Origin of the sequence: Pseudoalteromonas sp. SCSIO 43095 (assembly GCF_023650455.1) — a bacterium.
GTDB classification, from domain to species: Bacteria; Pseudomonadota; Gammaproteobacteria; order Enterobacterales; family Alteromonadaceae; genus Pseudoalteromonas; species Pseudoalteromonas tetraodonis.
Genome location: NZ_CP087995.1, coordinates 782,575 through 809,526, shown reverse-complemented (window position 1 = coordinate 809,526; position 26,952 = coordinate 782,575). Strand labels below are relative to the sequence as shown.

Sequence of the window (26,952 nt, the reverse complement as noted above, 5' to 3'; positions counted from 1 at the left end):
AAATTAATTATAAAAAAAGGAGCCATTGGCTCCCTTTTTTTATAATTCGCTCAGAATTTAATCTGCCGCAGCGTGTTCTTGATTACTGCTATCATAAATTAAGATAGGATCAGACTCGCCTTTAATAACGGTTTCATCAACAACCACTTTGCTAACGTTATCAATTGAAGGCAGCTCATACATAGTATCAAGCAATACACCTTCTACGATTGAACGCAGGCCACGTGCACCGGTTTTACGTTCCATTGCTTTATGAGCAATAGCACGTAGTGCATCATCACGAAACTCAAGCTCAACGTCTTCCATCCCAAACAATACTGAAAATTGCTTAGTAATAGCGTTTTTAGGCTCACTTAAAATTTGTACCAGTGCAGCTTCATCAAGTTCAGTCAATGTAGCAACAACAGGTAAACGGCCAATAAACTCTGGAATTAAACCATATTTTACTAAATCTTCTGGCTCAACATCTTTAAATGTTTCACTTAAAGAGCGGCTCGCTGCCGACTCTTTAACGTCAACACCAAAACCAATACCGGTGTTTTTGTGGCTACGCTGTTCAATAACTTTATCAAGACCAGCAAATGCACCACCACAAATAAACAGAATTTTAGAAGTGTCTACTTGCAGGAACTCTTGCTGTGGATGTTTACGTCCACCTTGTGGCGGAACAGAAGCCACTGTACCTTCAATCAGTTTAAGTAAGGCTTGTTGTACACCTTCACCTGATACATCACGGGTGATTGATGGGTTATCTGATTTACGTGAAATTTTGTCAATTTCATCAATGTAAACAATACCACGTTGTGCTTTTTCTACGTCGTAGTCACATTTTTGTAAAAGCTTTTGAATGATGTTTTCAACATCTTCACCCACATAACCGGCTTCGGTTAACGTTGTGGCATCGGCCATTGTAAACGGCACATCTAGCAAACGTGCTAACGTTTCAGCTAGTAGTGTTTTACCACTCCCAGTTGGACCAATTAATAAAATATTACTTTTACCTAGTTCAACGTCTTGTTTAGTTGATTGGTTGCGTAAACGCTTGTAGTGATTGTAAACCGCTACAGACAACACTTTTTTCGCATGCTCTTGGCCAATTACGTAGTCGTCTAAGTGGTTACGAATTTCTTTTGGCACAGGTAATTTGTCAACGGCATCATGCTTAGGCGCGATGTCTTTAATTTCTTCCCTGATAATATCATTACACAGCTCTACACATTCATCACAAACGTATACTGAAGGTCCTGCAATTAATTTTCGAACTTCATGCTGGCTTTTGCCGCAAAAAGAGCAGTATAACAATTTATTACTTTTGTCGCCGTCTGTAGGAGTGTCAGACATTCAGCTACCTCATTTTATTACGTTGGCCACCAAAGTCTTGGTGGCTATTTTAATACGCTTTAACTATACCAAAATTTAGTGTTTTTCGCATAGTAACTCTCATTAGCAAGCATCACTGCTTGCAGGCATACTTACTTGCTACCGCGATTAGTAAATACTGAGTCAACAATACCGTAATCTACAGCCTGGCTTGCACTCATAAAATTGTCACGGTCTGTATCGCGTGAAACAACGTCAAGCGGTTGGCCAGTATGCTCAGCCATTAAGCGATTTAACTTGTCTTTAATAGACAGGATTTCTTTTGCGTGTATTTCAAAGTCAGACGCTTGACCTTGGAATCCACCTAACGGTTGGTGAATCATCACGCGTGAATTTGGTAAACAAAAACGTTTACCCTTCGCGCCACCAGACAATAAAAATGCGCCCATGCTAGCCGCTTGGCCTACACAGATTGTGCTTACGTCTGGTTTAATGAAGTTCATTGTATCGTAAATAGCCATTCCCGCAGTGACAGAGCCACCCGGTGAATTGATATATAAGAAAATATCTTTCTCTGGGTTCTCTGATTCTAAAAATAGCATTTGCGCTAAAATCAGGTTTGCCATGTTGTCTTCAACTTGGCCCGTTAAAAAGATAATACGCTCTTTTAATAGTCTCGAATAAATATCAAACGAGCGCTCGCCTTTAGCTGTTTGCTCAACAACCATAGGGACTAATGCGTTTAGGGGATCTGTCATACCAGTGTTCATACTTATTTAATTCCTTATGCGCTTATACTTATTCTAAGAAAAGCATAATGATCATTTTTAGCTAATTAAGAACCACAAACTAAAATGGCCCGGGCACACTGCATAAACAGAGTAACACGAGCCATTTAATCGTTAGCGAGCGCTTAAGTCAATGACTTATTATGCACCTTGCTGTGGATTCATGATGTCATCAAATGCTTTTTCAACATCAGTCACAGTTGCTTTAGCTAAAATAGCTTCAACAGCTTGCTCTTCCATTGCTACATTACGCATTTGTTGCATTAGTTGATCATTTGCTTTGTAGTATTCTACTACTTCAGTTGGATCTTCGTATGCAGAAGCTACAGTAGCAATCAATGCTTCAACTTTAGCGTCATCAACTTTGATGTCATTCGCTTTAATCACTTCACCTAATAATAGGCCAGTTTTAACACGTGTTACAGCTTGTTCGTGGAACAATTCAGCTGGAAGCTCTGGCATGTTTTGACCATTGCCACCAAAACGTTGAGCAGCTTGCTCACGTAGAGCGTCAACTTCTTGGTCGATTAATGCTTTAGGCACTTCAACTTCGTTTTGCTCTAAAAGACCTTTGATTGCTTGGTCTTTTACGTTAGCTTTAACCGCTTGGTCTAGCTCACGCGTCATGTTCTTTTTAACTTCTTCTTTAAGCGCGTCTACGCCGCCTTCGGTAACACCGAATTTAGTTGCAAACTCATCGCTTAATTCAGGTAATTCTTGCGCTTCCACTTTTTTCACTGTGATAGTGAATTGAGCCGCTTTACCTTTTAAGTTTTCAGCATGGTAATCTTCAGGGAAAGTTACATCAGCAACCACTTCTTCGCCTGCTTTTTTACCAACGATGTTATCTTCAAAACCTGGGATCATACGACCTTGCCCAAGTTCTAATGGGAAGTCTTCAGCTTTGCCGCCTTCAAATTCTTCGCCGTCGATAGTACCAACGAAATCAACCGTTACACGGTCGTTTGCGCCAGCCGCTGCATCAACATCAGCCCAAGAAGCGTGTTGCTTACGAAGTGTTTCTAGCATGTTTGCTAAATCTTCGTCCGTAACTTCTACCGCTGGTTTTTCAACAGCAATTTTCTCTAAACCTTGAACTTCAATTTCAGGGTAAACTTCAAATGTTGCTGAAAACTCTAAATCTTTACCTGCTTCAAGCGCTTTAGGAGCAAATGTCGGTGCGCCTGCAGGGTTAATTTTTTCAGCAACAATTGCTTCAATGTAATTACGTTGCATTACTTCGCCAGCAACTTCTTGACGAACAGCTGGTCCGAAACGCTTGTTGATTACTGATACTGGAACTTTACCAGCACGGAAACCGTCGATACGCTGCGTTTTTGACAGTTGTTGTAAGCGTTTTTTTACTTCGGTCTCAACGTTCTCTGCAGGAACGGTGATGGTCAGACGGCGCTCAAGGCCTTGAGTCGTCTCAACAGAAACTTGCATGATTTACCTCAATATTCAATTTTGGCGACTGTTCGCCTTCCTTACAAACAAAGTAATCTATAGGCGTCTTGATAAAATTCAAGCTTTGGGCTTAAAAAAATCCGTCGCTACCAGGAGATACCATTGCTGCTCTGCCCTTCGGGCACTATATTATTAAACAAATAGACGCGGCATTATAACCTAATATTTATGATAGTCGAGTGTAGGGGGCAATTATTTGGGGTAGATCAGGGTAGATAACGACTAAGCGAATAAAAAACAGACTAATTAAGTGAAAATACGATTAGTAAAGAAAAAATTAAGGGGGTTGCGTAATAAAAGTAGAATTTAGATGTGTTTTACTTAGGGGAAAATGGTCGGCGATGCAGGATTTGAACCTGCGACCCCTTGGACCCAAACCAAGTGCGCTACCAAACTGCGCTAATCGCCGATGTAGATATTTTCTCGAATACTCAAATTTAGGATTTAAGACCACTTATAATAAAGTGGTCGGCGATGCAGGATTTGAACCTGCGACCCCTTGGACCCAAACCAAGTGCGCTACCAAACTGCGCTAATCGCCGATATTCTTTTTTGTAAATTGGGGTGACTGATGGGGCTCGAACCCACGACAACCGGAATCACAATCCGGGGCTCTACCAACTGAGCTACAATCACCACGGCATTACAATGTTTTCAAAATGGCGCACCCAGAAGGATTCGAACCTTCGACCGACGCCTTAGAAGGGCGTTGCTCTATCCAGCTGAGCTATGGGCGCATCGAAAACTTCATAGTTCACTAGTAAGTTAAATTGTTATGAGTAAACATAAAAATGGTCGGCGATGCAGGATTTGAACCTGCGACCCCTTGGACCCAAACCAAGTGCGCTACCAAACTGCGCTAATCGCCGATACTTACTATTGTCTGCGAGTGACCTCGTTGACAACGGGGTGCATAATAGTGATTTGACCGGGTTAGGTCAAACGTTTTTTTAAAAAAAAAATCAATTGCTCATTTTTAGTTCATAATGCTCAAATATTACGATACAGGGATAAATTTTAAACTCTTTTTTTATAATTCGGAGGCTTATAATTTAAAAGCAACTTGGCGCTCAACCGCTTTTCTGCGAAAATAGTCGCCATATTAAAAAATGAGTAAGGTAAAGGTGTTTTTCTTTATCGGCATTTTAACCCCTATATATGCATTCGTTTTTTAAATGTATCGGTATCAAGTTAATTAACCTAATTAAAGGTCACCCATGACGGCAAACATCATTGATGGTAAAGCAGTAGCAAAACAAGTACGTAGCGCAGTGGCTGAACGAGTTTCAGAACGTGTTGCACAAAACCTAAGAGCCCCAGGATTAGCTGTGGTGCTGGTTGGACAAGACCCAGCAAGCCAAGTTTACGTTGGTTCAAAACGTAAAGCCTGTGAAGAAGTTGGTTTTATTTCTAAATCATTTGATTTACCCGCAGACACTACAGAGCAAGCACTATTAGCATTAATTGATGAATTGAATGTTGATGGCGAGGTTGACGGTATTTTAGTGCAACTTCCTTTACCTGCAGGCTTAGACGCGGAAAAAATTCTTGAGCGTATTACCCCGCATAAAGATGTCGATGGCTTTCATCCTTATAACATTGGTCGTTTGGCGCAGCGTATGCCAGCCCTTCGCCCATGTACACCTAAAGGTATTATCACCTTATTAGATTCAACTGGCGTGCGTTACAAAGGCATGCACGCAGTGGTTGTGGGCGCCTCTAATATTGTAGGTCGTCCTATGTCACTTGAACTGTTGTTAGCTGGCTGTACTACTACTGTTTGTCATAAGTTTACCCAAGATTTAGAAACCCATGTTCGCCGTGCTGATTTACTGGTTGTTGCCGTAGGCAAACCAGAGTTTATTCCTGGCGATTGGATAAAAGACGGTGCGATTGTTATTGATGTGGGTATTAACCGTTTGGACAGCGGTAAATTAGTGGGCGACGTTGAGTACGCCGTTGCAGAACAAAAAGCTGACTTTATTACTCCTGTACCAGGTGGTGTAGGCCCGATGACAGTTGCCAGCTTAATTGAAAATACATTAGAAGCGTGTGAGAAATATCACAGCTAATAAGCAAAAACAAAGCAATGAAGAGCCCGCTTAATTGCGGGCTTTTTGTATCATCATTCTACGTTTTATTAAGTCCAAGCCTTGTGGCAAAACCGAAAACACAATCATTAATAACATAATCGCGTATTGCCAATTTGCATACTGCTCGTTAATTAATATACCTGCACATAAAATACCGGCAATTGGGTTGGCTATAGTGCCAAAAGTAAATTCAACTACTGACATTCGTCCTAATAACCAAACATATAGGATGTAAGCCAAAGCAGTGTTAGGTATCACCAGCCAAAATAACGCCAGCCATTGGGTGCTAGTTATTGATGTAGTTAAAAATTGATACTGCTGTGGAGCAAAATAAAAAGCTTGAACCATAGCGGCAATTGCTAACAAGCTACCGCCAATGATTAACTGCCAGGTGAGTACCGTCCACCAGTGTACTTTAGCGGTTACTTTTTTTACCAGCGTACTGCCTATAACAATAGTTAATAGCGCCCCTAGCAGTGCCACTACTCCCAATATATTAAGTGCTACATGTTGTGGATCAAATAAGCGCCATGCTAAAACCACTAAAGCAAGGGCACAAAAACCTTGCACTAGCGCAGGCTGTTGGCGTTTAACAAGCCAGGCATACAATAATGCCACTACCGGTACAGACACCATACCCACGCCTGCAATAGCTGCAGGTAGGTTAATTGCCATTACAAAAATAAAACTAAAAAATAGCGCAATATTAATCGTGCCGATTAAAAAGATACCAGGCCATTGCTTTGCTGTTGGCCAAGAAGGTTTAAATAACAGCAATAATAAACCAGCAGGCAGTGCACGTATGGCTCCTAATAAAATTGGCGGCCACTCTGGGGTTGCGTATTTAGTTACCGCATAAGTTGTTCCCCATAAAAAAGCAGGGATCATGGCAAGTAAAATATTCATTAATTTTCCATTTTTAAACTGATGAATGCGAGTTTAAAACCTCAACCATAATTGAGGTCAAGAATATCAATTTTATTAAAAACATAATCAATTTAATGCAATTGATATAACCAAAAAAGGGTTACCCTATGGCAACCCTTTTTTTGTGATCCGCGCGTTATGGCTAAATCCGCAAAGGTTAATAACCTCTATGCTTTACGCCACGTTGTTTTTCCCGCTGAATCTTCAAGTATTACACCCAGTGCATTTAAAGCATCGCGAGCTTCATCTGCTGCAGCCCAATTTTTACTCGCACGTGCGTCATTACGTTTTACAATCAGTGCCTCAATTTCAGCCACTTCATCGTCGTTTTGACTGCCTTGTAAAAATGCCTCTGGTGCTTGTTGAGCAATACCAAGTATTTCACCTAAGCTACGTAGAATAAAGGCTAAATGTCCTGCTTTTTCGCTATCACTGTCTTTTACTCGATTTAGCTCTTTAGCAACTTCAAATACAACCGGTAATGCTTCTGGCGAATTAAAGTCATCATTCATAGCTTTTCTAAACTTAGCCACATACTCATTATCTTCAAGCTCACATTCAACTGGCTCAACACCACGTAATGCCGTGTAAATACGCTCAAGTGATGAACGTGCTTGGTCTAAGTTTTCTTGCGAGTAATTAAGCTGGCTGCGGTAATGGCCTGATATTAAAAAGTATCGAACCGACTCAGCGTCATATTGTTTTAATACTTCACGGACAGTAAAAAAGTTATCTAACGATTTAGACATCTTCTCTTTGTTAACTTGTACCATACCGGTGTGGATCCAAGTATTAACGTATTGGCCGTTATTTGCACAGCATGATTGCGCAATTTCGTTTTCGTGATGTGGGAACTGTAAATCTGAACCACCACCATGAATATCAAAATGCTCTCCTAAGTGCTTTGAACTCATCGCTGAACATTCTATGTGCCAACCAGGGCGACCCTCACCCCAAGGTGATGACCACGACGGCTCCCCTGCTTTGGCTTTTTTCCATAAAACAAAGTCAATTGGGTCGTCTTTATCTTGTGCTACTTCAACACGCGAACCTGATTGCAACATGGTTAAATCTTGTTGCGAAAGCGCTCCGTACTGCTCAAAGGTAGAAACATCAAACAATACATCACCATCGGCTGCAACATAAGCGTGGCCTTTGGCAATCAAACGCTCAACCATAGCAATAATTTCATCCATGTGGCCGGTTACGGTTGGCTCTATATCAGGACGTAGCATATTTAAACTGTCAAAGTCTTCATGCATGGCTTTAGTCATACGCACGGTTAAGTCGTTAATCGCCTCACCGTTTTCATTTGCGCGCTTGATAATTTTATCATCAACATCGGTAATATTACGTACATACTTTAAATCGTAACCTAAGTGGCGAAGGTAGCGAACAATTACATCAAAACCCACAAATGTGCGTGCATGGCCAATGTGACAGTAATCATAAATGGTGATACCACACACATACATGTCGATTTTTCCATCGACCATAGGTTTAAACTCTTCTTTTTGGCGTGTCAGTGTGTTGTATATTTGTACCATTTAGTTGCTTTCCTTCACGATTAACAGAAAAGCTATGTTACCACTTGCTAAGCACGGGCTCTAGCGGTTTATAACAAACCTAACATCTACTTTGTTAATCTGGGTCAACTACGATAAAATAGCGCCAATATTTAAACTAGCTATAGGAAACCTCATGGTTGTTCTACACACAAACTTTGGTGATATCACCATTAAAATGCACGAAAGCGAAGCTCCAAATACAGTAAAAAACTTTTTAGAGTATGCAAACTCAGGTTTTTATAACGGCACTATTTTTCACCGTGTAATTGATGGTTTTATGGTTCAAGGCGGTGGTTTTGCATCTGGCATGGAGCAAAAAGAAGTAAACGACCCAATTGAAAATGAAGCTAACAACGGCCTATCTAACAAAGTAGGTACTTTAGCAATGGCGCGTACGCCTGATCCACACTCAGCTACAGCGCAATTTTTCATTAACGTGAATAACAACGACTTTTTAAATCACAGCAGTGAAACATCACAAGGCTGGGGTTACTGTGTGTTTGCTGAAGTAGTGGAAGGCATGGACGTAGTAAATAAAATCAAAGGTGTTGCTACAGGTAGTAATGGTTTTCACCAAGATGTACCACTTGAAGATGTGGTAATTGAAAGTGTAACTGTAAGCTAAAACCTCCTTATTCTTCACAGAATACATAAAGCGGGTATTCACCCGCTTTTATTTAACTGGAATCACCATGACTCGCCAAACCTACTTTATTGCCGATTTACATTTGAGTGAAAATCGCCCAGATATTACAGCGGCATTTTTTAAATTTTTACACTCCCATATTGTTCCTCAAAAAGTAGACGCCCTATATATTTTAGGTGATTTTTTTGAAGTTTGGGTTGGTGACGATTATGTTAGCGAACTCTCAGCAGCAGTGGCAGAACAACTAAAAGCGGTTAATAACTTAGGTATTCCTATTTATTTTGTACACGGTAATCGCGACTTTATCATGCGAGAACAGTACGCCGATATGGCAGGAATGACCTTACTGAATGAGCAAACAGTGATCGACCTCTACGGCACTCCTACTGTCATTTTGCACGGTGATGAAATGTGTACCCAGGATGTTGAGTACCAAAAGTTTCGTCGAAAGAGCCGTGGTTGGTGGTGGCCTAAACTTATGCTTGCTATGCCATTGTGGTATCGTAAAAAAATAGCCCGTGATGCACGTGAAAAAAGTAAGCTCAGCCAAGCTAATAAGCCAATAGAAATACTGGATGTGGTGCAAAGCGCAGTACTCGAAACCTTCGCCAAACATAACGTGGCTAATATGATCCACGGCCATACTCACCGCCCTGATGTACATACCTATGAAGTTAATAACCAAACGCTTACTCGCACAGTATTGGGCGATTGGTATACTCAAGGATCGTATTTAGTGGTGACCCCTAATTTTCAAGAGTTAGTTTCGACCCCCTTGTAGGGTTTTTAGCCTTTATTGACTAATCGTAATGAGACTTTGCTTTTAAGTCAGGTAAAGTAATAATAAATTGTGTTTTAGAATAGGTATCGCTTTGTGGTTCTGAATGAAGTTTGATGTCCCCTTTTAAAACCTGGGTTACCCATTGATAAACTATATATAAACCTAAACCCGTGTTACCTTTACCTCTAGCTGTAGTATAAAAGGGTTCAAATATATCTGCCTTTATCTCACTATTAGCACCTTTGCCATTATCTGACACGCTCAGCCTCACCCTATTATTAGTCGCTTGTTCGACTTTTATTTCTATTACCCCTTCCTGCTTTTCATCAAAAGCATGGTTTAGCGCATTAACCACTAAGTTTTCGACCACCTGAGAAATAATACCTGGCAAGCTAATCATCTGTTTATTAAGTAAAAAATAGTTTTCACTTTTATTGGCGAGTTTTTAACCTGCAGTTTAATGACAATAATAGCTCTTCAATAATTTTTTCAATATCACATGCTATAAATTCATCATTATGGCGATCAATCGCCATTTTTTTTAAACTTTTTAACCTGAACTCTGGTTAAGAGATTTACTAACATATTGAATCAAAATGATATTTATTTTTATTTTCTCAAGCTAGAGATTTTTAGTGAAAACAAGGCGAAATTACGCGTCAATAGCTAGCCTATTGCAAGTAAATTCAACACAGTTAGCGCTGAAAATAGCTGCTTGAGATGGATTTATTATCCGGAGTTCAGGTTTTTTACTAATACGGCGGTTTTATTTAAATTAATTTTAGCCAGCGCTAGGCTCTCTCCAATACTTGTTGTAATACTTTCTAACGTTGATTTAGTCTGCCCCTGTTTCATCGCTTCATTTAATTTATTCAATGCCATATCTGCATTTGAAACAGAAATAACGGTTCCACCGATAGGCGTATTCATTTCATGAGCAACACCTGCCACGAGCAACCCTAATGAGGAAAGTTTTTGCGCTTCAATTAACCCTTCTTGCAGTTGCTGCTGCTTAATTGTGGCATCAAGCTCACGGTTAACGATATCTAGTTCTATCTTTTCAATATGTAATTTATGTGACAAGGCTAATAGCTGATTTTGAAACTGCTAATCTCTTTAAGCACAGCATAGGAAAGAGGACATATCGTGCTTAGCGTTAATACTTCTAGATGCTTCAAGTACCAGCTATAAACCTTGCTTAGCTGACCTAATTTGTGAAATATACTCCCATGTACGTATGTTACTATTAACAATTGATTGCAGCTTATCTGCTGTAATATCTGATTTATTCCAGTATTCATCGATATCGAGCATTTTCATGATATCGCTCTCTGGTGCAAAACCAGGTTGCCTCTTAACAGCACAATACGCATTTCTGCGTTACCGATGACCTCTCGAATAGTATTCACTAAACGCAGACCCGAGTCATCCTCCTCCATCACCACGTCTATAAAAAAAGTGCAATATCAGGGTGCATGCTCAACGGTTAATATTTTCCAAGTTTTCAGATCTGTATCTGCTTGTTCTGCTTCAGCTGCAAATACAAATAATCCTCTTTATCTTGCATACATTCTCACCCAATAATAAATAAGGTATGGCCCTTTTATTAAAATGAATCACAAAGCAATGTAAGCACTCAAATATACTAAGCACTTTTACTTAACGGTGTTCCACTGTGAAACTTAAAGTCTTCGTCATCAGATAAAATTAACTGTGCTTCTATTTCAGCAAATTCTTTTACCCGCTCGGTGATATCAAAATCAGCAATGTCTTGAGCAAGGGTTAAATAATCTTGGTAATGACGTGCCTCAGAGCGCAGCAATGAAATATAAAAATCCCCTAAGCGTTTATCTACATGCGGGGCAAGCTTGGCAAAGCGTTCACACGAGCGAGCTTCTATGTAAGCACCTACAATAAGCTTATCAACTAAGGCATTAGGCTCAAACGTTTTAACATTGCGTAGCATGCCTTTGGCATAACGACATGGCGTTATACTTTTATATTCAACACCGTATTCATCCATAATTTCGAGGACTTGATAGAAATGATGCAGCTCTTCTTTTATCAGCATTACCATTTTATCAATTAAATCTTGGCCATAAGGCGAGTTAGATTTAGGGATAATGGATTTAGTGAGTTTATTTTTAGCCGCTAAATCACGCCAATTTCCCTCACGTTTATAAATAAGCGTTTCAAACGGTTTAAGCCATTCAAGCAGTGCATCACTGCTGTCTTTATCTACTGCATACTTACGAATTAAAAACATGGCACTTTGCGCCGCTTTTAATTCACATATTAAGTGATCAATTAATATGATGGGTAAGTTTTCTTTTTTGATTGCTTGTTCAACCCACTCATCGGGAGTACTGCATAATAAAAAATTGTTAATTGGCTCTAAAAGCTGGCTATGTGGCACGCTGACTACTCATTGCTAAAAATTGCGATTATGGCATTTTAACATGAAATATTACGCTGAATAAAATAAACACTCGCTCTTATTGCAAGCATGTGGATAACTTGACTTTGTATACTTACTGAACCATAACTAAATGGACTGTATAAAAACAAACCAATTATAACCAAACAGTAATATATCCTTTTATGGAGAGCACGCAATGATACTAAATCACCTATGGGGCTTATACGCCCACCCACTCGAAGAATGGCAAACAATTGATAACCGTCACGAAAGCTTAACCTATAGCTTATCGCATATTTTGCTTATCGCTTTATTTCCCTCAGCAATGGGGTACTACTCATCGGTTTACTTAGGCTGGAGTATAGGTACAGGTAATCCGGTATTTTTAACCCATGAAAGCGCACTGATGATTGGCGCAGCCATGTATTTCGCTTTAATTGGCGGTGTATTTGCACTGGCCTATTTAGCCCATTGGATGGCGGTTACTTTTGGTGCTAAACCGACTTTTACCCAAACAATTGAGCTGGCAGCTTATACCGCTACACCGGTATTTATGTCAGCATTGGCTGCTTTTTGGCCTGAGCTGTGGTTTGTGGTGTGTGTTGGGTTAGTGGCCCTGGCCTACTCAGTTTATTTACTGTACACCGGCGTGCCAATTTTGATGCACATTCCGCAGGAGCGCGGCTTTATTTATGCAAGCTCTGTTGTTACATGCGGGTTAATTTTACTGGTTATTATATTAGCGCTTACCGCTATGCTATGGACCAACGGCATTATCAGCCCCATGTTTACTTAAATATTCCTTTATCATAGACGCAAAAAAGGAGCTGTTAAGCTCCTTTTTTTATTAGCCTTAAAATACTATCAGGCTAACATTACATTATTAATCAGATTCGTTTTCATCTTGATTATGTATTTCTAAACCAGATGACATCGCGTTTTCACGGATGCTTTTAGCTGAATCGTTGCGCAGCTTATCTATACGGTTTAAGTAATCTTGATCAATGTCGCCAGTAATGTATTGTCCGTCAAACACTGATGTTTCAAACTTAGTGATCTCTGGGTTTTCTTGGCTAACGGCAGCAATTAAATCGCTTAACGATTGAAAGATTAAACCATCAGAGCTAATGCTTTGGTTAATATCTTCTACTTCACGGCCGTGTGCAATAAGTTCTGCCGCAGATGGCATATCTATACCGTATACATTTGGAAAGCGTATTTCAGGTGCTGCTGATGCAAAGTAAACATTTTTAGCGCCTGACTCGCGTGCCATCTCTACAATTTGTGCTGAGGTGGTACCACGTACAATTGAGTCATCAACAAGTAGGACATTTTTACCTTTAAACTCACGGTCAATCGCATTGAGTTTTTGGCGAACTGATTTTTTACGTAGCTCTTGACCTGGCATAATGAACGTACGGCCAATATAGCGGTTTTTAACAAAGCCTTGGCGATACGGTAAGTCAAGCACGCGTGCCATTTCTAATGCAATATCACACGAGGTTTCAGGAATAGGAATAACCACATCAATGTCTTTGTCTGCCCATTCACGCGCTACTTTTTCACCTAACTTAGTCCCCATATTTACACGCGCTGCATACACTGACATACGGTCAATGGTTGAATCCGGTCGCGCAAAATAAACAAATTCAAAAATACACGGTGAGTAAGACACTTTATCTGCACAGCTTAAAGAGTGAAACTCTCCATTTTCAGTAACATAAATAGCTTCGCCTGGGGCAACGTCACGAACAAATTCAAAACCGTCAGGCTTTAATGCTACGCTTTCTGAGGCAAACATGTATTCAGTGCCGTTTGCTGATTCACGTTTACCAAACACCAATGGACGAATACCGTTTGGATCGCGAAACGCCACAATACCATGACCGATAATCATGGCGATAGTGGCATAACCGCCACTTACTTTATTGTTGACTTCAGTAACCGCGGTGAAAATGTCTTCAGGGTCTAATTTTAGTTTGTCTGATTTACTTAGCTCATGCGCCATGATGTTAAGTAAAATTTCAGAATCAGAAGTCGTATTAACATGGCGACGTGCCTCTGAAAATAACTGCTCTTTTAACGACTCGGCATTGGTTAAGTTACCATTATGCGCAAGCGCTATACCAAATGGAGAGTTTACATAAAACGGCTGAGCCTCTGACGAGCTTGAAGAACCCGCCGTTGGGTAGCGCACATGGCCAATGCCAATGTTGCCTTGCAAACGTTTCATATGACGAGTGTGAAATACATCTTTCACTAGGCCATTTGCTTTGCGCAAGCTAAATGTATTGTTCTCAATAGTTATGATACCCGCAGCATCTTGGCCACGGTGTTGCAAAACGGTTAAGCCATCATAAATCGCCTGATTAACTGGCGATGTTCCGACTATTCCAACGATACCACACATGTAATTTATCCTCGCCGATTAACGGTTTACTGAATTTAAAAAGCTCGAGTTGTTTTCTAGGTACGAAAAGAACCATTCAACTACAAAGCCAAATTCTGGAATCAAAATGGAGTTGCCCCACCAATGCGTATTAGGCGCACCAGTAAAAGCATCAAGAAAGAAGAGTAACGCGCTCACGACCAACACGCCTCGAAGAGCACCAAACACCACACCAAAAACACGGTCTGTGCCGGATAATCCGGTTCGCTGTACAAGCTCACCTAAAATATAGTTTAGTAAACCGCCTAACAATAGCGTCGCAAAGAATAATATGGCAATGGCCGCCGCATTTCTTAAAAGGGGTTCAGAAATGGATGTTAGGAAGGAAGCTAAATATTGATAAAATAAGCTGGAGATGATGAAAGCCCCTGCCCATACCGCTAATGACATAGCTTCTTTAACAAAGCCGCGTATTAAACCGATGATGGTAGAGAGTGCAATAATGCCAATAATGGCGTAATCAACCCAGATCATAAGAACCAATTAGTCGCTAATTTTGGGCGCATTCTATACCTAAACCTCCTTGTGATGCAAGTTTAAGCGTGAGATTACAGGTGAGTAAACACACACCATTATTAGATTAAAAATAGCGCAGATTCACCATTATAAAAACAACAAACATTTTGTTTATAGCGCATCTATTTTGCTATTTTTGTGTGGGCATTGATAAGTAAAGGTAGCGAGCTAAAAATGGGATAAAGGTCTAGTTAAACGTATAAAACAAGACGAGGTAAGTGTGTAATATCTTACGATAAACACACTTCCTTTTATTGAATTTATTTGGTCACTTCAAATTGAGTAACTTTACCGTTTAGTTTAGTTAGCTCTTTCAGCGCGGGAAGTTGAGACTGCAGCTCATTTTTATTTAATGACGGCCCTACAAATACTTTAGTTAAAGTACCATTTGGCGTTTTAATTGGCCTAGTAAAGCTTTTAAAACCTTTCGTTTTTAGCTTTGCCTGCAACGCTTTTACATTTGCCGCATGAGAAAAACTACCAAGCTGAATGACATACGCCATACTTGTTAAGTTTTCATTAGTATTACGCGTAGCGTTATTTTGCCCGGTAGTTACTGTGCCTTGCTTTGTATCGGCTATGACCGCTTCAACCATTGCTGGCTGTGCAGTAACGTCAGTTTCAGCAGAGCTGTTTTGTTGCTCAAATGCAGCATCATCAGGCTGAATATCTTCAATTTCATCCTCTTTTAATGGTTCTGTATTTGCCACTTGCTGATCAATTGATTCTTGTAAATCAATGGTCTTGAACTCAGAGCGTTCTGGAATCGCTTTAAAGCCTTCTTTATAGTGCGCTTTTTCACCATCGAGTATATTGGGAATAAACACAATTGCTGCGATCACCACAATACTTGTACCGACTAAGCGATTAATAAAACCTGAGTTCACCGACATCCTCTCTATTTTTTAAAGTAATGAATAGCGCCAGCCACGGTAAAAAATGAACCAAATACAATTAATAGTGTGTTACTTGGCTGGTTTGGCAAGATAGTATCCAATGCTGCCTCTACGCTATTATAACCCTGTTTAAAATAACTATTAGGAATACTTAAAAGTGCCTGATGTAGATTAGCAGCGCTATCGCCGCGTGGGCCCTCTAAGCTCGCAAACGACCATTCATCTACTACATCACTAGCTTCTTTAAGCACACCGACCTTATCTTTATCAGCAAGCATAGCGGCTAATGCATGAATTTTAAAGCCTTTATCTTTATAGCTTGCTAATTTAGTCGCTAAATAGCGAGCTGATTCAGGGTTATGTGCCACATCGGTATACACTAATGGCTCTGCACTTAGTTGTTGAAAACGTCCCTCAACGACTAAGTTCACTAAACACTGAGTAATCACCTCATCGCTCGGTAATAAGTTTAATACCGATAGTGCGGTTAGTGCCGTGGCTACGTTTTGACATGGAATTGCTGGTTTAGGTAACTCAAGATTATGCTCTTTAAATTGCCAACTAAAACTCTGCGCGTGCTCTTTAAAAATAAAGTCGCTGCCAGATAACACCATATTAGCGTTAATTTCTTTACCATAATCGGTCATTGTATGCGGAATATTTAAGTCCCCAATAATTGCAGGAGTACTCTCTCGAAAAATACCCGCTTTGTCATAAGCAACTAATTCACGCGTGTCACCTAAGTATTCTTTATGATCTAAGTCAATCGTGGTAATGATGCTGGCATAGGGGGTAACAATATTGGTCGCGTCAAAACGCCCGCCTAAACCTACCTCTAACAGCACGTAATCAACCTCTAAACGCTTGAATATTGCTAACGCGCCTAAGGTGCCATATTCAAAATAAGTCAGTGGGGTGTCACCACGACCTTGTTCTAATAAATTAAACGCATCGACATGGTATTGATCATCAAGCTCTGCGCCATTAACGCGCACTCGCTCGTTGTATCGAATTAAATGAGGGGAGGCATACGTACCTACGCTGTAACCTTGCGCAATTAATAACGATTCTAAACAGCGCGCAGTTGTGCCTTTGCCGTTTGTGCCGCCAATAAGAATAATTTTGCTGGAAGTGTTTAATAAGCCAATGTTGTTTGCAACAGTAGCGACGCGTTCAAGTCCCATCTCTATATTTGCAGGGTGAACACTTTCTAAATAACAAAGCCAATCATCAAGGCTTGATGATTGGCTAGGAATTGTTTTTGTCATAGCATGTAATCAGTAAAGCTGAAATTTACGCTACTCTATGCTCTTGTTCCGTAGAAGGCAAGTTCATAAATTTAGCAAGTACGCGTGCTAGCGTATCGCGCATTTCTCGTCGGTCTATAATCATGTCGATTGCGCCGTGTTCTAACAAGAATTCACTGCGTTGGAAACCCTCTGGTAGCGTTTCGCGAACAGTTTGTTCAATAACACGCGGACCGGCAAAACCAATCAAAGCTTTAGGCTCTGCAACGTTAATATCACCAAGCATTGCCAATGATGCTGATACACCACCCATTGTTGGATCTGTCATTACAGAAATAAACGGTAGACCTTTTTCAGTCATTTTAGCCAGTGCCGCACTGGTTTTAGCCATTTGCATAAGTGACATAAGGGCTTCTTGCATACGTGCACCGCCCGATGCAGAAAAACAAATTAGCGGCATATTATGCTCTAAACATTGGTCAACCGCGTCAACAAAACGGGCACCCACTACCGATGCCATTGAGCCACCCATAAATGAGAATTCAAATGCAACAGCAGCAACCGGAATACCTTTTAGGTTCCCTTTCATTGCGACAAGCGCGTCTTTTTCACCGCTTGACTTTTGAGCTGCATTGATACGATCTGAGTATTTTTTTGAGTCTCTAAATTTAAGCACATCTTTAGGCTCGTGTTGGGCACCTAACTCGTGACGATCGCCTTCATCTAAAAACTGTTCAAGACGTTTACGACCACTAACACGCATATGATGATCGCATTTAGGGCATACGTTCAGTGATTTTTCTAATTCTGCTTTATATAAAATTGAATCACATGACGTACATTTAGCCCATACACCTTCTGGAATTTCTTTACGACCTGAAGACTTAGTCGTTTTTGGTAAGATTTTTTCTAGCCAACTCATTTGCAACTCTCTTAATGCTGTTCTGTGTCGCGAGTCTACATGTTAACCATGCAAACAAATTTTTCCAATTAAAACATGAATTACGCTGTCACGGTATAAAAAACTGGTCTTAGTAGTTAGCAATACGAATAACAGCGTATAAATTTAGCCTCAAAATATACGCACCTCGTTACTTATCAAATATCACTATCGGCTAAAAACAATGGTCCTAGCGGCGTTCTAGGGATATTAAAATGTTCTGGATAATCAACATCCACTAAATATAAACCTGCTGCTTTTGCTGTAGCGCTCGCTTTAGCTCGCTCTTTAACATCTAGCAGCTCTTTTAACCAAATTGGTTCATGTTTATGTAAGCCAATATCCATTAAACAACCCGTAATATTACGTACCATATGGTGTAAAAACGCATTAGCTTTAATATCAATAATGACATAAGCACCTTGGCGCTGTACCGATAAATGATGAATCGTTCGCGTTGCCGTATTAGCTTGGCAGTGCAGCGCTCTAAACGAGGTAAAGTCATGCTCACCTAGTAAATATTGACACGCCTGCTGCATTTTCATTTCATCTAATGGGTGATGAAAATGTGTAACACCTTCATTTAATACCGCACCACGAAACGCATAATTGTAAATAACATAACGATAACGACGAGCAGTTGCACTAAAGCGGGCATGAAAGTCTTCCGCCACAGGTTGTGCAAAACGAATAGCAATATCTTTGGGTAATAAGGTGTTCATGCCTAATGTAAAGGCCACCATTTCACGTTCAGCATGTGTATCAAAATGCACTACTTGTCCAGTGCCATGTACACCGGCATCGGTACGCCCTGCACATACAATTTCAACTGGATGATTACAAATGCGCGACAACGCTTTTTCTACTTCTTGTTGTACACTATTTACGTGTGATTGACGCTGCCAACCACTGTAACGTGCGCCATTGTATTCTACTCCAAGTGCTACTCGCATAATTACTGCTTTACCTACTGTGCTAATCGACGCTGCATTTTATGCTATATGGCGTTCCAATAAAAGCAGCGAACTAAGGTTCCTAACTATGCGATACAAAAAACCCGTTATTAGTGTTAGCCAATAACGGGTTTTACAGCTCAGATATCCTTTTCAGGATTAGCTATTGTTAGTTTTTCAGCTTAGCTTTTAGGTTTTGTGCTTCTTCTTGCACATCGTCTGGGCCATTATTAATAATCTCATCTAAGATTTTAACTGCCGAGTCAGCATCATCTATCTCTATATATGCGTGAGCAAGATCAAGCTTTGCCGAGTAACCACCACTTTGAGTATCGACATCCATAGGGTTATCACCAGCAAGTAATGAATCGTAGTCACCTAAACCAACATCCATATCGACGTCGGTGTAGGGCTCGTGATCTATATCCGCATCATCACTTTGCTCAAGTAATGCATCTATATCAACAAAGTCATCTTGATCTAATGGCTCAGTAACCTCAGGTTGCTCAATGAGCTCTTGCAACGATGGTGCTTTATCATCAGCTAAATCTTCATTAAGTAAGCTATTAAAATCAACATTGAATTCACTGCTGTCGCTTAAATCAACATCATCAGGTTCAGCCAACTCATTCAGTAATGAATCAAAATCTGTTTGTGTTAAATCAGCCATGAACTCATCATCTAGTTCATCATCTGAAATCATTTCTGATTCTGACGGTACTGACGTTTGCGTTAAATCAGCTTCACGATCAGCATTTGTTTGCTGATCGGTAAATTCAGCTGACTCTGTTAACGCATCAAATTGATCATCGTCAAAATCATCATTAGAGCTAACAACTTGCTCATCTGCAGCTTGTTCAGTCAGATCTGCAGACTCTGAAATATCATTACCTAAAGCTTGCTCTATATCTAACTCTGAAAACTCATTGTTAAGTAACAGCTCATCATCAAACTCATCTTCTAAACTATCCAGGTCGTTACCTGCTGATAGAGCATTAGCAAGATCTTGCTCTGCTTGGCTGGGTGACATGCCTGTGGCATCACCATCTAAATTATCACCTTGTAGCTCTTCTGGGGTTAGTGATTGTTGTTCCTCATCAGATAAAGGCAGTTCATCATCCAGCTCTAACTCAGGATACTCCCCAAGTTCTTCACTTGGGGTGATTATTTCAGGCTCATATAGCTCATCGTCTTCTGACGATAAATCGTTGCTTTGGATATCGCCAGCAAGCGGATCATCGCCTAAATCAATTTCCTCTTCATCAAGATCATCGTCTAAGTCATCCATTGACCAATCAGGTACTTGTTCATCCTCATCGCCTGTTACCTCAAGCTCACTTAAAAGATCATCAACACTTTTGAAGTTTTCATCATCGTATTCGTCAGGCGCATCTTCTGGGTCGAGTAAGGTTGAAGACGTATCGGTTAAATCACCTTCTGATCCAACATCAGGCGCTGCTTCAAGCCCTGGTTCGGCTTCAAGCCCTGGCTCTGCTTCAAGTTCTGGCTCTGTTTCTGATTCAGATTGCTCATCTAAGCCATCAACTGACCAATCAGGTGCTTCTACATAATCATCACTTGTTTGTTCTAACTCGCTCAGTAGCTCATCAGCGCTATCGAGATTTTCATCGTTGTACTCATCAAGCGCGTCTTCTAGATCGAGTAAATTAGATGACGTATCAGTAAAATCATCTTCTGATTCAACATCAAGTTCAGGCTCTGCTGCAATTTCTTGCTCTGCTGCAATTTCTTGCTCTGCTTCAGGCTCAGGCTCAGCAAAAGATGAAGCGATAGATTCTACATCTTCACTATTTAACTCTTCTTGCGCGTCAGTTAAATCTTCAATTGAGTCCGCTAATGCATGATCTATTTCAGAATCATGAACATCACTTTCAGGTTGCTCTGTATCTAGTACATCGCCAATATCTACTTCGTCTTCATCAATTAAGCTGTCAATATCTGGCTCTTCAGTTTGAGCCTCATTAGACGGTTGTTCAGCATCGAGCAATTCATCAATATCAACTTCATCGTCTTCATCAACTAAGCTGTCGATATTTGGCTCTTCAGTTTGAGCTTCAGTAGCCGATTGCTCTGCATCGAGTAAATCGTCAATATCAAATTCGTCATTTTCATCAACTAAGCTGTCAATATCCGCGTCTTTACTCTCTACATTAGCGGGTTGCTCTGCATCGAGTAAATCGTCAATATCAAATTCGTCATCTTCATCAACTAAGCTGTCAATATCCGCGTCTTTACTCTCTACATTAGCGGGTTGCTCTGCATCGAGTAAATCGTCAATATCAAATTCGTCATCTTCATCAACTAAGCTGTCAATATCGGTTTCTTCACTCTGTGCAGTAGCGGGTTGCTCTGCATCGAGTAAATCGTCAATATCAAATTCGTCATTTTCATCAACTAAGCTGTCAATATCCGCGCCTTTACTCTCTACATTAGCGGGTTGCTCTACATCGAGTAAATCGTCAATATCAAATTCGTCATCTTCATCAACTAAGCTGTCAATATCGGTTTCTTCACTCTGTGCAGTAGCGGGTTGCTCTGCATCAAGTAAATCGTCAATATCAAATTCGTCATCGTCTGCTGATGTGTCAGTTGCCTGCTCATTATTTTCATCGAGTAAATCATCAATGTCGAAGTCTTCGCCCTCTTCGGCGAGCTCTTCACTGAGTGCAGCCATATCATCATTCGATTCACCTTTAGGTTCATCTGGCAGAGCATCGTCATCTTCTTCATCAAGCAGGCTATCTAAATCATCCGCACTTAAAATATCATCCGATTCGTCAAGATTAATTGCATCGCCCGTGTCATCTTCATCAGGGCTATCAAAATCTTGTTGCATGAAAACATCAAGTTCATCGCTCTCAGTATTTTCATCTTCAAAAACAACATCATCATTAAGTAAGCTTTCTAACTCATCTTGATCTAATAAACTGTCATCATCGAGATCATCATTAAACTCCACTTCATCAAGTAATACGTCATCCATGTTCTCATCTAACTGCACACTTAAATCATCAAGTGGATCGGGAGCAGGCGCTTCGTCAAGCGTGGGTTCTGGCATTTCATCTAGAGGGTCAGTATAAGCAGGCGCTTGTGATATAAATTCATCATTGTTACTCTCAGGCTCTTGGTTATTACCACGCTTACGCAGCCACATAACTACAGCAAAAATAATCAACAACGCTGGAATGGTCATTAATAAAATGAGTACCAAAGGATTCGAGAGTAATGCAGCAAAGCTAAATTCATTCTCTTGCTCTGCATCTTTTAATTTTTGCTGCGCAATAATCTCGTTTTGCTTAACGATTAATTCTTTTAACTGTTGTTGAATTTCACTATCTTGGCTTAGTTGTAAACGAACTTTTTCTAACTCGTTTGAAATACCTGTCAGCTGTTTTTTAAGATTGTTGTTTTCAACTAAAATCTCTTCTACGTTACTAACCGAACTTTTAAACTGCTGCTGAAGCTCAACTAATTTATTACCTTGATCTGTTTTAATCGCTTTTAATTCTTGTTGTAATTCTTTTTTGGCTTCATCAACGTCTGCTTTGCGGGCTTGGGTTACTTGTGTTTGTGCTGAATTGATCTCTGCTTGAGTGAGTGTGCCATTTTTCTTTTTTTCCCACAGTTCATCGTCTTGCTCAGAACGTTGCTTAGCTAATTGCGGGTTTACTCGTCTAATTTCTGCCAAAGTAGGTATTTTTAAATACGAACCACTTTGCATGTGATTTAAGTTTTGTTCTAAAAATGAGTTGGGGTTTTTGTTATACAAGGCCTGCATTACTTGATAAATGCTGACTGAGTTATCTGGGCGAACTTTAACGGCAATACGCCAAAGTGTATCGGTTGGTTTTATTGGCCCAATAGAGCGACTCTGCGCGCCATAATCTGCGCCTTTAGGCCCTCTTAATTGGGTACTGTCTTGAGAGTAAACAGTCGTCACCATCAGTGCAGACGCTAATATAATAAGTGAAACGAAACCGCGCATGCTGATCCTTTAATGTTTAAATGTTAACGCAGCGCTTTAAAATTGGCGCTTAAACATTGATTATTCTTGCCGTTGTTAGCCACGTGGCCAACGCACATTTTTATTACAATCTATTTTTATTGCAAGCTCTATTCCAGTTACAAACTATAAACCAGTTAAGCCATAATATCCATCGCAACGCATTGAAAATAAATACCTTAAACATCATGATAAAAATGTTTTTATGTTGTTTATCAAGATGTTTACACTCTCTCAGTTAATAAGTGGCAAAAAAATGGCGGTTAAAGCATAAAAAAACGGCAAACCACTGTGGTTTGCCGTTTATTGAAATCATCACTATTTTCAGGCTAATTACATATAATTAGCAATCAGTTCTTCTGCTATTTGTACACTATTGGTTGCAGCCCCTTTACGGGTATTATCACTTACTACCCACATATTTAATCCATGTGGGTGTGAAATATCAGCACGTAAACGGCCGATATAAACAGTATCATTACCACTGGCATCTGATACAGCCGTTGGGTAGTCGCCAGCATCATCAATTAACTCAACACCTGGCGCATCACTCAAGAGTTGCTTTACATGCTCAAAATCATAAGGCATACGCGTTTCAATATTAATTGACTCAGAATGACCAAAAAATACAGGGACGCGAACACAAGTCGGGTTTACCGCAATGGTTGTATCGCCTAAAATTTTATGCGTTTCGTTTACCATTTTCATTTCTTCGCGCGTATAGCCGTTATCTTCAAAGCTATCGATTTGCGGTATCACATTAAACGCAATTTGCTTAGGAAATATTTCGTTTTCCATTGGGCGTGCATTCATTAAATTTGCAGTTTGTTTAGCCAGTTCATCAACTGCCTCTTTACCCGCTCCCGACACCGCTTGGTAAGTTGAAACGTTAATACGATCAATGCCGTATGCATCATAAATAGGCTTAAGCGCAAGCATCATTTGAATGGTTGAACAATTAGGGTTGGCAATAATATTGCGATTTCTAAAATCGGCTAAGCTCGATGCATTTACTTCTGGCACAATAAGCGGCACTTCAAAGTCATTTCTAAAGTGCGATGTGTTATCAATAACGATACAGCCAGCGTCTGCGGCAATAGGGGCATATTTTTCAGATACACTGCCACCAGCAGAAAATAAACCGATATGCGCTTGGCTAAAGTCAAAGCCTTCAACATCACGTACTTCTATGGTCTCACCACGAAACTTTATATCTTCGCCAGCACTGCGGCTGCTTGCTAATAAAAACAGCTGATCGACCGGAAATTTACGATCTTCCAAAGTTTCAATGATTTGACGACCTACAAGGCCTGTAGCGCCGAGTACGGCAACGTTATATTTTTGCGACATATTTCATCCTCTGTAAGCACGATTAAAACAACCGTGCTAATTAAATTAGTTTGCTGTAGTAAAACCAAGCTGCGCAAGTGCAGTAAGCTCGGTGCTATCACCTTCAACCACCACGGTGCTAAATTCACGTCGGGTTGGATAATTTTTTCGTAAACTGTCAAAGCCTTCATCGGTCAAGTGACGCAGTAAAATGCCATCATCACGGCGTACGTCATAAACTAAATGCACTAAACGAGCTATATCTGTTTCGCTAAAACTATTTCCTAGGGCGACTTTTTTAATTGCAGGAGGCGGTAAAAAATCATCAAGCGATTTTATTGCGTTAACCCCTTTTAGCTCACACAAGCTTTGATACAACATTTGTGTGCCCCGAGCTTTACCCTCAAGAGTATGTCCGCCAATGTGCACACTGGCATAGCGAACATGCTCAAGTAACTCGGTTAAAATGTTAGGTTCGTTTTCCCACACATCCAACACTAAATCGAGCTCAGCGCCGGCTTCCATCACCTCAAGTAATGCTTGATTATCAATCACATCACCTCGGCTGGCGTTAATTAAAGTAAGCCCAGGTTTAAGCGTAGTTAAGCGTTTTTTATCAAGCATGTGCAGTGTTTTATGCGTACCTGTTTTTACTAACGGCACATGAAACGTGACTATATCTGACTGCGCTAATAGCTCATCAAGCTCAACGTGCTCGGTTAATAGCCCTTGCTCATGCTTTATTGGGTCGCACAATAGTAAATTAACGTTAAGTGCTTTTAGCTTGTGCGCGAGGCAACTACCAATATTACCCACACCCACAATACCAATTGTTTTCCCGCTTAATGGGCTGGCGTTTTCTTGACTTAATGCAAATAAACTACTGATCACATACTCAGCAACCGCAATCGCATTGCAGCCAGGTGCACTGGTAAAATCAATATTTTTTGCGTTGAGCAAATCGGTATCAATATGATCCACACCAATAGTGGCTGTACCTACAAAGCTTAGCTTATTAGCCTGTGCTAATAATTCACTATTGACCTGGGTGACTGAACGAGTCAGTAATACATCAACATCAATGAGTTGTTCTGGAGTTAATTGCCTGCCATCAAATCGCTCAACCTCACCCATATCTTTAAAGAATTGCTCAACTAAAGGCATATTTTGATCGGCAAGAATTTTCATTGTGAATCCGTTTGGCAAAATGAGACCCTATTGTAACGAACAACCGCCTATTTGCACAAACGAAAAAGCCGAGCATTTTGCTCGGCTTTAAAATAGTTAACGATTAACTTAACCTTTGTATTTGCTCATCACTAATGTGGCATTGGTGCCGCCAAAACCAAAACTGTTAGACATAACCGTATTTAGTTCAACGTCTTTGGCTTCAGTTACAATGTTCAAGCCCGCTGCTTGCTCATCTAACTCATCAATATTGATAGATGGCGCAACAAAACCATGCTCAAGCATTAGCAATGAAAAAATGGCTTCATGTACACCTGCCGCACCCAGTGCATGGCCTGTCATTGCTTTAGTTGCGCTGATCATTGGCGAGTTACCACCAAATACTTCTTGAATAGCGCCTAGCTCTTTAACATCGCCTACGGGTGTTGACGTACCATGGGTATTCAAGTAATCAATGCTGTCAACGTTTTGCATAGCTTGGCGCATACAACGTGCCGCACCTTCACCCGATGGTGCAACCATGTCGTAACCATCTGAGGTTGCGCCGTAACCGGTAATTTCAGCGTAAATGTGCGCGCCACGTGCAAGTGCGTGTTCCAGCTCTTCAACAACCACAATACCGCCACCGGCTGAAATTACAAAACCATCGCGGTTTGCATCATAAGTACGTGATGCTTTTTCAGGTGTGTCGTTGTATTTAGTAGAAAGCGCACCCATAGCGTCAAATTCCATTGCTAACGTCCAGTGAAGTTCTTCACCCCCACCTGCAAAAATAACGTCTTGCTTGCCTAGTTGAATTTGCTCAACGGCATGGCCAATACAATGCGCAGAGGTTGCACACGCAGAGCTGATTGAATAGTTAACGCCTTTAATTTTAAACGGCGTTGCTAAACAAGCCGAGGTGGTGCTCGCCATAGTACGTGGCACCATGTAAGGGCCAACGCGCTTAACGCCTTTTTCGCGAAGGATATCGGCCGCTTCTACTTGCCATTTTGATGAACCGCCGCCAGAACCCACTAATAAACCAGTGCGCTCGTTTGATACTTGTTCGTCGCTAAGACCCGCATCTTCAATAGCTTGCGCCATTGAAATATAAGAGTAAGCCGCCGCATCGCCCATAAAGCGCATTGCTTTACGATCAACATGCTCTTTAACATCAATATCAATTTTACCTGATACATTGCTACGCAATTTGTAATCAGCAAATTCTTGATTAAAAGCAATGCCACTTTTACCCGCTTTTAGTGACTCTAATACTTCTTCTTTATTATTGCCGATGCTTGATACAACACCGATGCCTGTTATTACGGCTCTTCTCATGGGTAATTCCCTTAGCTTAATACTTAATTGGGTTCTATTTTACGCGAATTTAATCATCTAAGTGGTCAGCTTTCTAGCGTA

23 protein-coding genes and 5 tRNA genes are annotated in these 26,952 nt (G+C 40.5%); 4 read left to right on the top strand and 24 right to left on the bottom strand.

The genetic code is table 11. The annotated features are described in order from the left end of the window. Positions 1-57: 57 nt before the first annotated feature. The 8 genes from clpX to LOC50_RS03820 form a co-directional block, all read right to left on the bottom strand. Entirely contained in the window at positions 58-1,341 is a 1,284-nt protein-coding gene (gene clpX / locus LOC50_RS03855; protein ID WP_069438641.1) for an ATP-dependent protease ATP-binding subunit ClpX, read from the bottom strand. A 131-nt stretch (positions 1,342-1,472) separates the two neighbouring features. Then, on the bottom strand, positions 1,473-2,090 hold the full coding sequence (gene clpP, locus LOC50_RS03850; protein WP_013465450.1) for an ATP-dependent Clp endopeptidase proteolytic subunit ClpP: 618 nt from the start codon (positions 2,088-2,090) through the stop codon (positions 1,473-1,475). A gap of 159 nt (positions 2,091-2,249) precedes the next feature. Beyond that, positions 2,250-3,554 (bottom strand): trigger factor, encoded by a 1,305-nt coding sequence (gene tig, locus LOC50_RS03845; protein WP_036981899.1) that lies wholly within the window; start codon positions 3,552-3,554, stop codon positions 2,250-2,252. Positions 3,555-3,907: 353 nt separating this feature from the next. Next, positions 3,908-3,984 (bottom strand) — tRNA-Pro (locus tag LOC50_RS03840). A gap of 56 nt (positions 3,985-4,040) precedes the next feature. After that, positions 4,041-4,117: transfer RNA gene (locus tag LOC50_RS03835), tRNA-Pro, on the bottom strand. An 18-nt stretch (positions 4,118-4,135) separates the two neighbouring features. Next, a tRNA-His gene (locus LOC50_RS03830) sits at positions 4,136-4,211 on the bottom strand. A gap of 24 nt (positions 4,212-4,235) precedes the next feature. Continuing rightward, positions 4,236-4,312 (bottom strand) — tRNA-Arg (locus tag LOC50_RS03825). A 55-nt stretch (positions 4,313-4,367) separates the two neighbouring features. Then, positions 4,368-4,444, bottom strand: a tRNA-Pro gene (locus LOC50_RS03820). A 348-nt stretch (positions 4,445-4,792) separates the two neighbouring features. Between LOC50_RS03820 and folD the strand changes: the two genes are divergently transcribed. Continuing rightward, a complete protein-coding gene (folD, locus tag LOC50_RS03815) occupies positions 4,793-5,647 on the top strand; it encodes a bifunctional methylenetetrahydrofolate dehydrogenase/methenyltetrahydrofolate cyclohydrolase FolD (protein WP_036981898.1) in 855 nt (284 codons plus the stop codon). A gap of 30 nt (positions 5,648-5,677) precedes the next feature. On the opposite strand, the gene LOC50_RS03810 is transcribed toward folD, so the two are convergent. Together LOC50_RS03810 and cysS are read right to left on the bottom strand one after the other, a co-directional pair. After that, positions 5,678-6,574 (bottom strand): DMT family transporter, encoded by an 897-nt coding sequence (locus tag LOC50_RS03810; protein ID WP_250653652.1) that lies wholly within the window; start codon positions 6,572-6,574, stop codon positions 5,678-5,680. A 188-nt stretch (positions 6,575-6,762) separates the two neighbouring features. Then, positions 6,763-8,142: a cysteine--tRNA ligase gene (cysS, locus tag LOC50_RS03805; RefSeq protein ID WP_250653651.1), complete on the bottom strand. Its 1,380-nt coding sequence runs from the start codon at positions 8,140-8,142 to the stop codon at positions 6,763-6,765. A 154-nt stretch (positions 8,143-8,296) separates the two neighbouring features. Here cysS and LOC50_RS03800 point away from each other — a divergent pair, with 154 nt between their 5' ends. Further along, positions 8,297-8,788 (top strand): peptidylprolyl isomerase, encoded by a 492-nt coding sequence (locus tag LOC50_RS03800; RefSeq protein ID WP_008111051.1) that lies wholly within the window; start codon positions 8,297-8,299, stop codon positions 8,786-8,788. A gap of 67 nt (positions 8,789-8,855) precedes the next feature. Continuing rightward, complete coding sequence (locus LOC50_RS03795; protein ID WP_036981895.1) at positions 8,856-9,590, top strand: UDP-2,3-diacylglucosamine diphosphatase; 735 nt, start codon at positions 8,856-8,858, stop codon at positions 9,588-9,590. A 19-nt stretch (positions 9,591-9,609) separates the two neighbouring features. On the opposite strand, the gene LOC50_RS03790 is transcribed toward LOC50_RS03795, so the two are convergent. The 4 genes from LOC50_RS03790 to miaE form a co-directional block, all read right to left on the bottom strand. Further along, positions 9,610-9,990: a sensor histidine kinase gene (locus LOC50_RS03790; RefSeq protein ID WP_250653650.1), complete on the bottom strand. Its 381-nt coding sequence runs from the start codon at positions 9,988-9,990 to the stop codon at positions 9,610-9,612. A 329-nt stretch (positions 9,991-10,319) separates the two neighbouring features. Beyond that, positions 10,320-10,673: a hypothetical protein gene (locus tag LOC50_RS03785; RefSeq protein ID WP_502934578.1), complete on the bottom strand. Its 354-nt coding sequence runs from the start codon at positions 10,671-10,673 to the stop codon at positions 10,320-10,322. Positions 10,674-10,775: 102 nt separating this feature from the next. After that, positions 10,776-10,910, bottom strand: coding sequence for a hypothetical protein (locus LOC50_RS17350; RefSeq protein WP_282447287.1), 135 nt, complete (start codon positions 10,908-10,910; stop codon positions 10,776-10,778). A gap of 325 nt (positions 10,911-11,235) precedes the next feature. After that, complete coding sequence (miaE, locus tag LOC50_RS03780; RefSeq protein WP_069438646.1) at positions 11,236-12,006, bottom strand: tRNA isopentenyl-2-thiomethyl-A-37 hydroxylase MiaE; 771 nt, start codon at positions 12,004-12,006, stop codon at positions 11,236-11,238. A 199-nt stretch (positions 12,007-12,205) separates the two neighbouring features. Between miaE and LOC50_RS03775 the strand changes: the two genes are divergently transcribed. Further along, positions 12,206-12,805, top strand: coding sequence for a Yip1 family protein (locus tag LOC50_RS03775; protein ID WP_250653649.1), 600 nt, complete (start codon positions 12,206-12,208; stop codon positions 12,803-12,805). 87 nt (positions 12,806-12,892) lie between these two features. Here LOC50_RS03775 and purF read toward each other — a convergent pair whose 3' ends face one another. From purF to fabB, 10 genes are all read right to left on the bottom strand, one after another. After that, on the bottom strand, positions 12,893-14,419 hold the full coding sequence (gene purF, locus LOC50_RS03770; protein ID WP_013465461.1) for an amidophosphoribosyltransferase: 1,527 nt from the start codon (positions 14,417-14,419) through the stop codon (positions 12,893-12,895). Between the two features lie 18 nt (positions 14,420-14,437). Further along, the gene (locus LOC50_RS03765; protein WP_008111063.1) at positions 14,438-14,932 is read right to left on the bottom strand and encodes a CvpA family protein; all 495 of its coding nucleotides are present in this window, start codon (positions 14,930-14,932) and stop codon (positions 14,438-14,440) included. A gap of 302 nt (positions 14,933-15,234) precedes the next feature. Then, positions 15,235-15,861 (bottom strand): SPOR domain-containing protein, encoded by a 627-nt coding sequence (locus LOC50_RS03760; protein WP_036981892.1) that lies wholly within the window; start codon positions 15,859-15,861, stop codon positions 15,235-15,237. Between the two features lie 11 nt (positions 15,862-15,872). After that, on the bottom strand, positions 15,873-17,138 hold the full coding sequence (gene folC, locus LOC50_RS03755) for a bifunctional tetrahydrofolate synthase/dihydrofolate synthase (RefSeq protein ID WP_069438648.1): 1,266 nt from the start codon (positions 17,136-17,138) through the stop codon (positions 15,873-15,875). Between the two features lie 25 nt (positions 17,139-17,163). Beyond that, complete coding sequence (gene accD, locus LOC50_RS03750) at positions 17,164-18,039, bottom strand: acetyl-CoA carboxylase, carboxyltransferase subunit beta (protein ID WP_069438649.1); 876 nt, start codon at positions 18,037-18,039, stop codon at positions 17,164-17,166. 176 nt (positions 18,040-18,215) lie between these two features. Beyond that, entirely contained in the window at positions 18,216-19,010 is a 795-nt protein-coding gene (gene truA / locus LOC50_RS03745) for a tRNA pseudouridine(38-40) synthase TruA (RefSeq protein WP_036981890.1), read from the bottom strand. A gap of 169 nt (positions 19,011-19,179) precedes the next feature. Continuing rightward, positions 19,180-23,016, bottom strand: coding sequence for a FimV/HubP family polar landmark protein (locus LOC50_RS03740; protein ID WP_250653648.1), 3,837 nt, complete (start codon positions 23,014-23,016; stop codon positions 19,180-19,182). Between the two features lie 351 nt (positions 23,017-23,367). Next, on the bottom strand, positions 23,368-24,384 hold the full coding sequence (locus LOC50_RS03735) for an aspartate-semialdehyde dehydrogenase (protein WP_013465468.1): 1,017 nt from the start codon (positions 24,382-24,384) through the stop codon (positions 23,368-23,370). Between the two features lie 45 nt (positions 24,385-24,429). Next, positions 24,430-25,551, bottom strand: coding sequence for a 4-phosphoerythronate dehydrogenase (locus LOC50_RS03730; protein WP_250653647.1), 1,122 nt, complete (start codon positions 25,549-25,551; stop codon positions 24,430-24,432). Between the two features lie 108 nt (positions 25,552-25,659). After that, a complete protein-coding gene (gene fabB, locus LOC50_RS03725; protein ID WP_036981886.1) occupies positions 25,660-26,871 on the bottom strand; it encodes a beta-ketoacyl-ACP synthase I in 1,212 nt (403 codons plus the stop codon). Positions 26,872-26,952 lie beyond the last annotated feature (81 nt).

Bases quoted from the DNA above. Each gene is read 5' to 3' on its own strand.
- LOC50_RS03810 (WP_250653652.1), bottom strand. From the start codon at position 6,574: ATGAATATTTTACTTGCCATGATCCCTGCTTTTTTATGGGGAACAACT.
- accD (WP_069438649.1), bottom strand. From the start codon at position 18,039: ATGAGTTGGCTAGAAAAAATCTTACCAAAAACGACTAAGTCTTCAGGT.
- LOC50_RS03735 (WP_013465468.1), bottom strand. From the start codon at position 24,384: ATGTCGCAAAAATATAACGTTGCCGTACTCGGCGCTACAGGCCTTGTA.
- LOC50_RS03740 (WP_250653648.1), bottom strand. From the start codon at position 23,016: ATGCGCGGTTTCGTTTCACTTATTATATTAGCGTCTGCACTGATGGTG.
- tig (WP_036981899.1), bottom strand. From the start codon at position 3,554: ATGCAAGTTTCTGTTGAGACGACTCAAGGCCTTGAGCGCCGTCTGACC.
- folC (WP_069438648.1), bottom strand. From the start codon at position 17,138: ATGACAAAAACAATTCCTAGCCAATCATCAAGCCTTGATGATTGGCTT.
- LOC50_RS17350 (WP_282447287.1), bottom strand. From the start codon at position 10,910: ATGAAAATGCTCGATATCGATGAATACTGGAATAAATCAGATATTACA.
- truA (WP_036981890.1), bottom strand. From the start codon at position 19,010: ATGCGAGTAGCACTTGGAGTAGAATACAATGGCGCACGTTACAGTGGT.
- clpP (WP_013465450.1), bottom strand. From the start codon at position 2,090: ATGAACACTGGTATGACAGATCCCCTAAACGCATTAGTCCCTATGGTT.
- cysS (WP_250653651.1), bottom strand. From the start codon at position 8,142: ATGGTACAAATATACAACACACTGACACGCCAAAAAGAAGAGTTTAAA.
- LOC50_RS03800 (WP_008111051.1), top strand. From the start codon at position 8,297: ATGGTTGTTCTACACACAAACTTTGGTGATATCACCATTAAAATGCAC.
- purF (WP_013465461.1), bottom strand. From the start codon at position 14,419: ATGTGTGGTATCGTTGGAATAGTCGGAACATCGCCAGTTAATCAGGCG.
- LOC50_RS03775 (WP_250653649.1), top strand. From the start codon at position 12,206: ATGATACTAAATCACCTATGGGGCTTATACGCCCACCCACTCGAAGAA.
- LOC50_RS03765 (WP_008111063.1), bottom strand. From the start codon at position 14,932: ATGATCTGGGTTGATTACGCCATTATTGGCATTATTGCACTCTCTACC.
- folD (WP_036981898.1), top strand. From the start codon at position 4,793: ATGACGGCAAACATCATTGATGGTAAAGCAGTAGCAAAACAAGTACGT.
- LOC50_RS03730 (WP_250653647.1), bottom strand. From the start codon at position 25,551: ATGAAAATTCTTGCCGATCAAAATATGCCTTTAGTTGAGCAATTCTTT.
- LOC50_RS03790 (WP_250653650.1), bottom strand. From the start codon at position 9,990: ATGATTAGCTTGCCAGGTATTATTTCTCAGGTGGTCGAAAACTTAGTG.
- fabB (WP_036981886.1), bottom strand. From the start codon at position 26,871: ATGAGAAGAGCCGTAATAACAGGCATCGGTGTTGTATCAAGCATCGGC.
- clpX (WP_069438641.1), bottom strand. From the start codon at position 1,341: ATGTCTGACACTCCTACAGACGGCGACAAAAGTAATAAATTGTTATAC.
- LOC50_RS03795 (WP_036981895.1), top strand. From the start codon at position 8,856: ATGACTCGCCAAACCTACTTTATTGCCGATTTACATTTGAGTGAAAAT.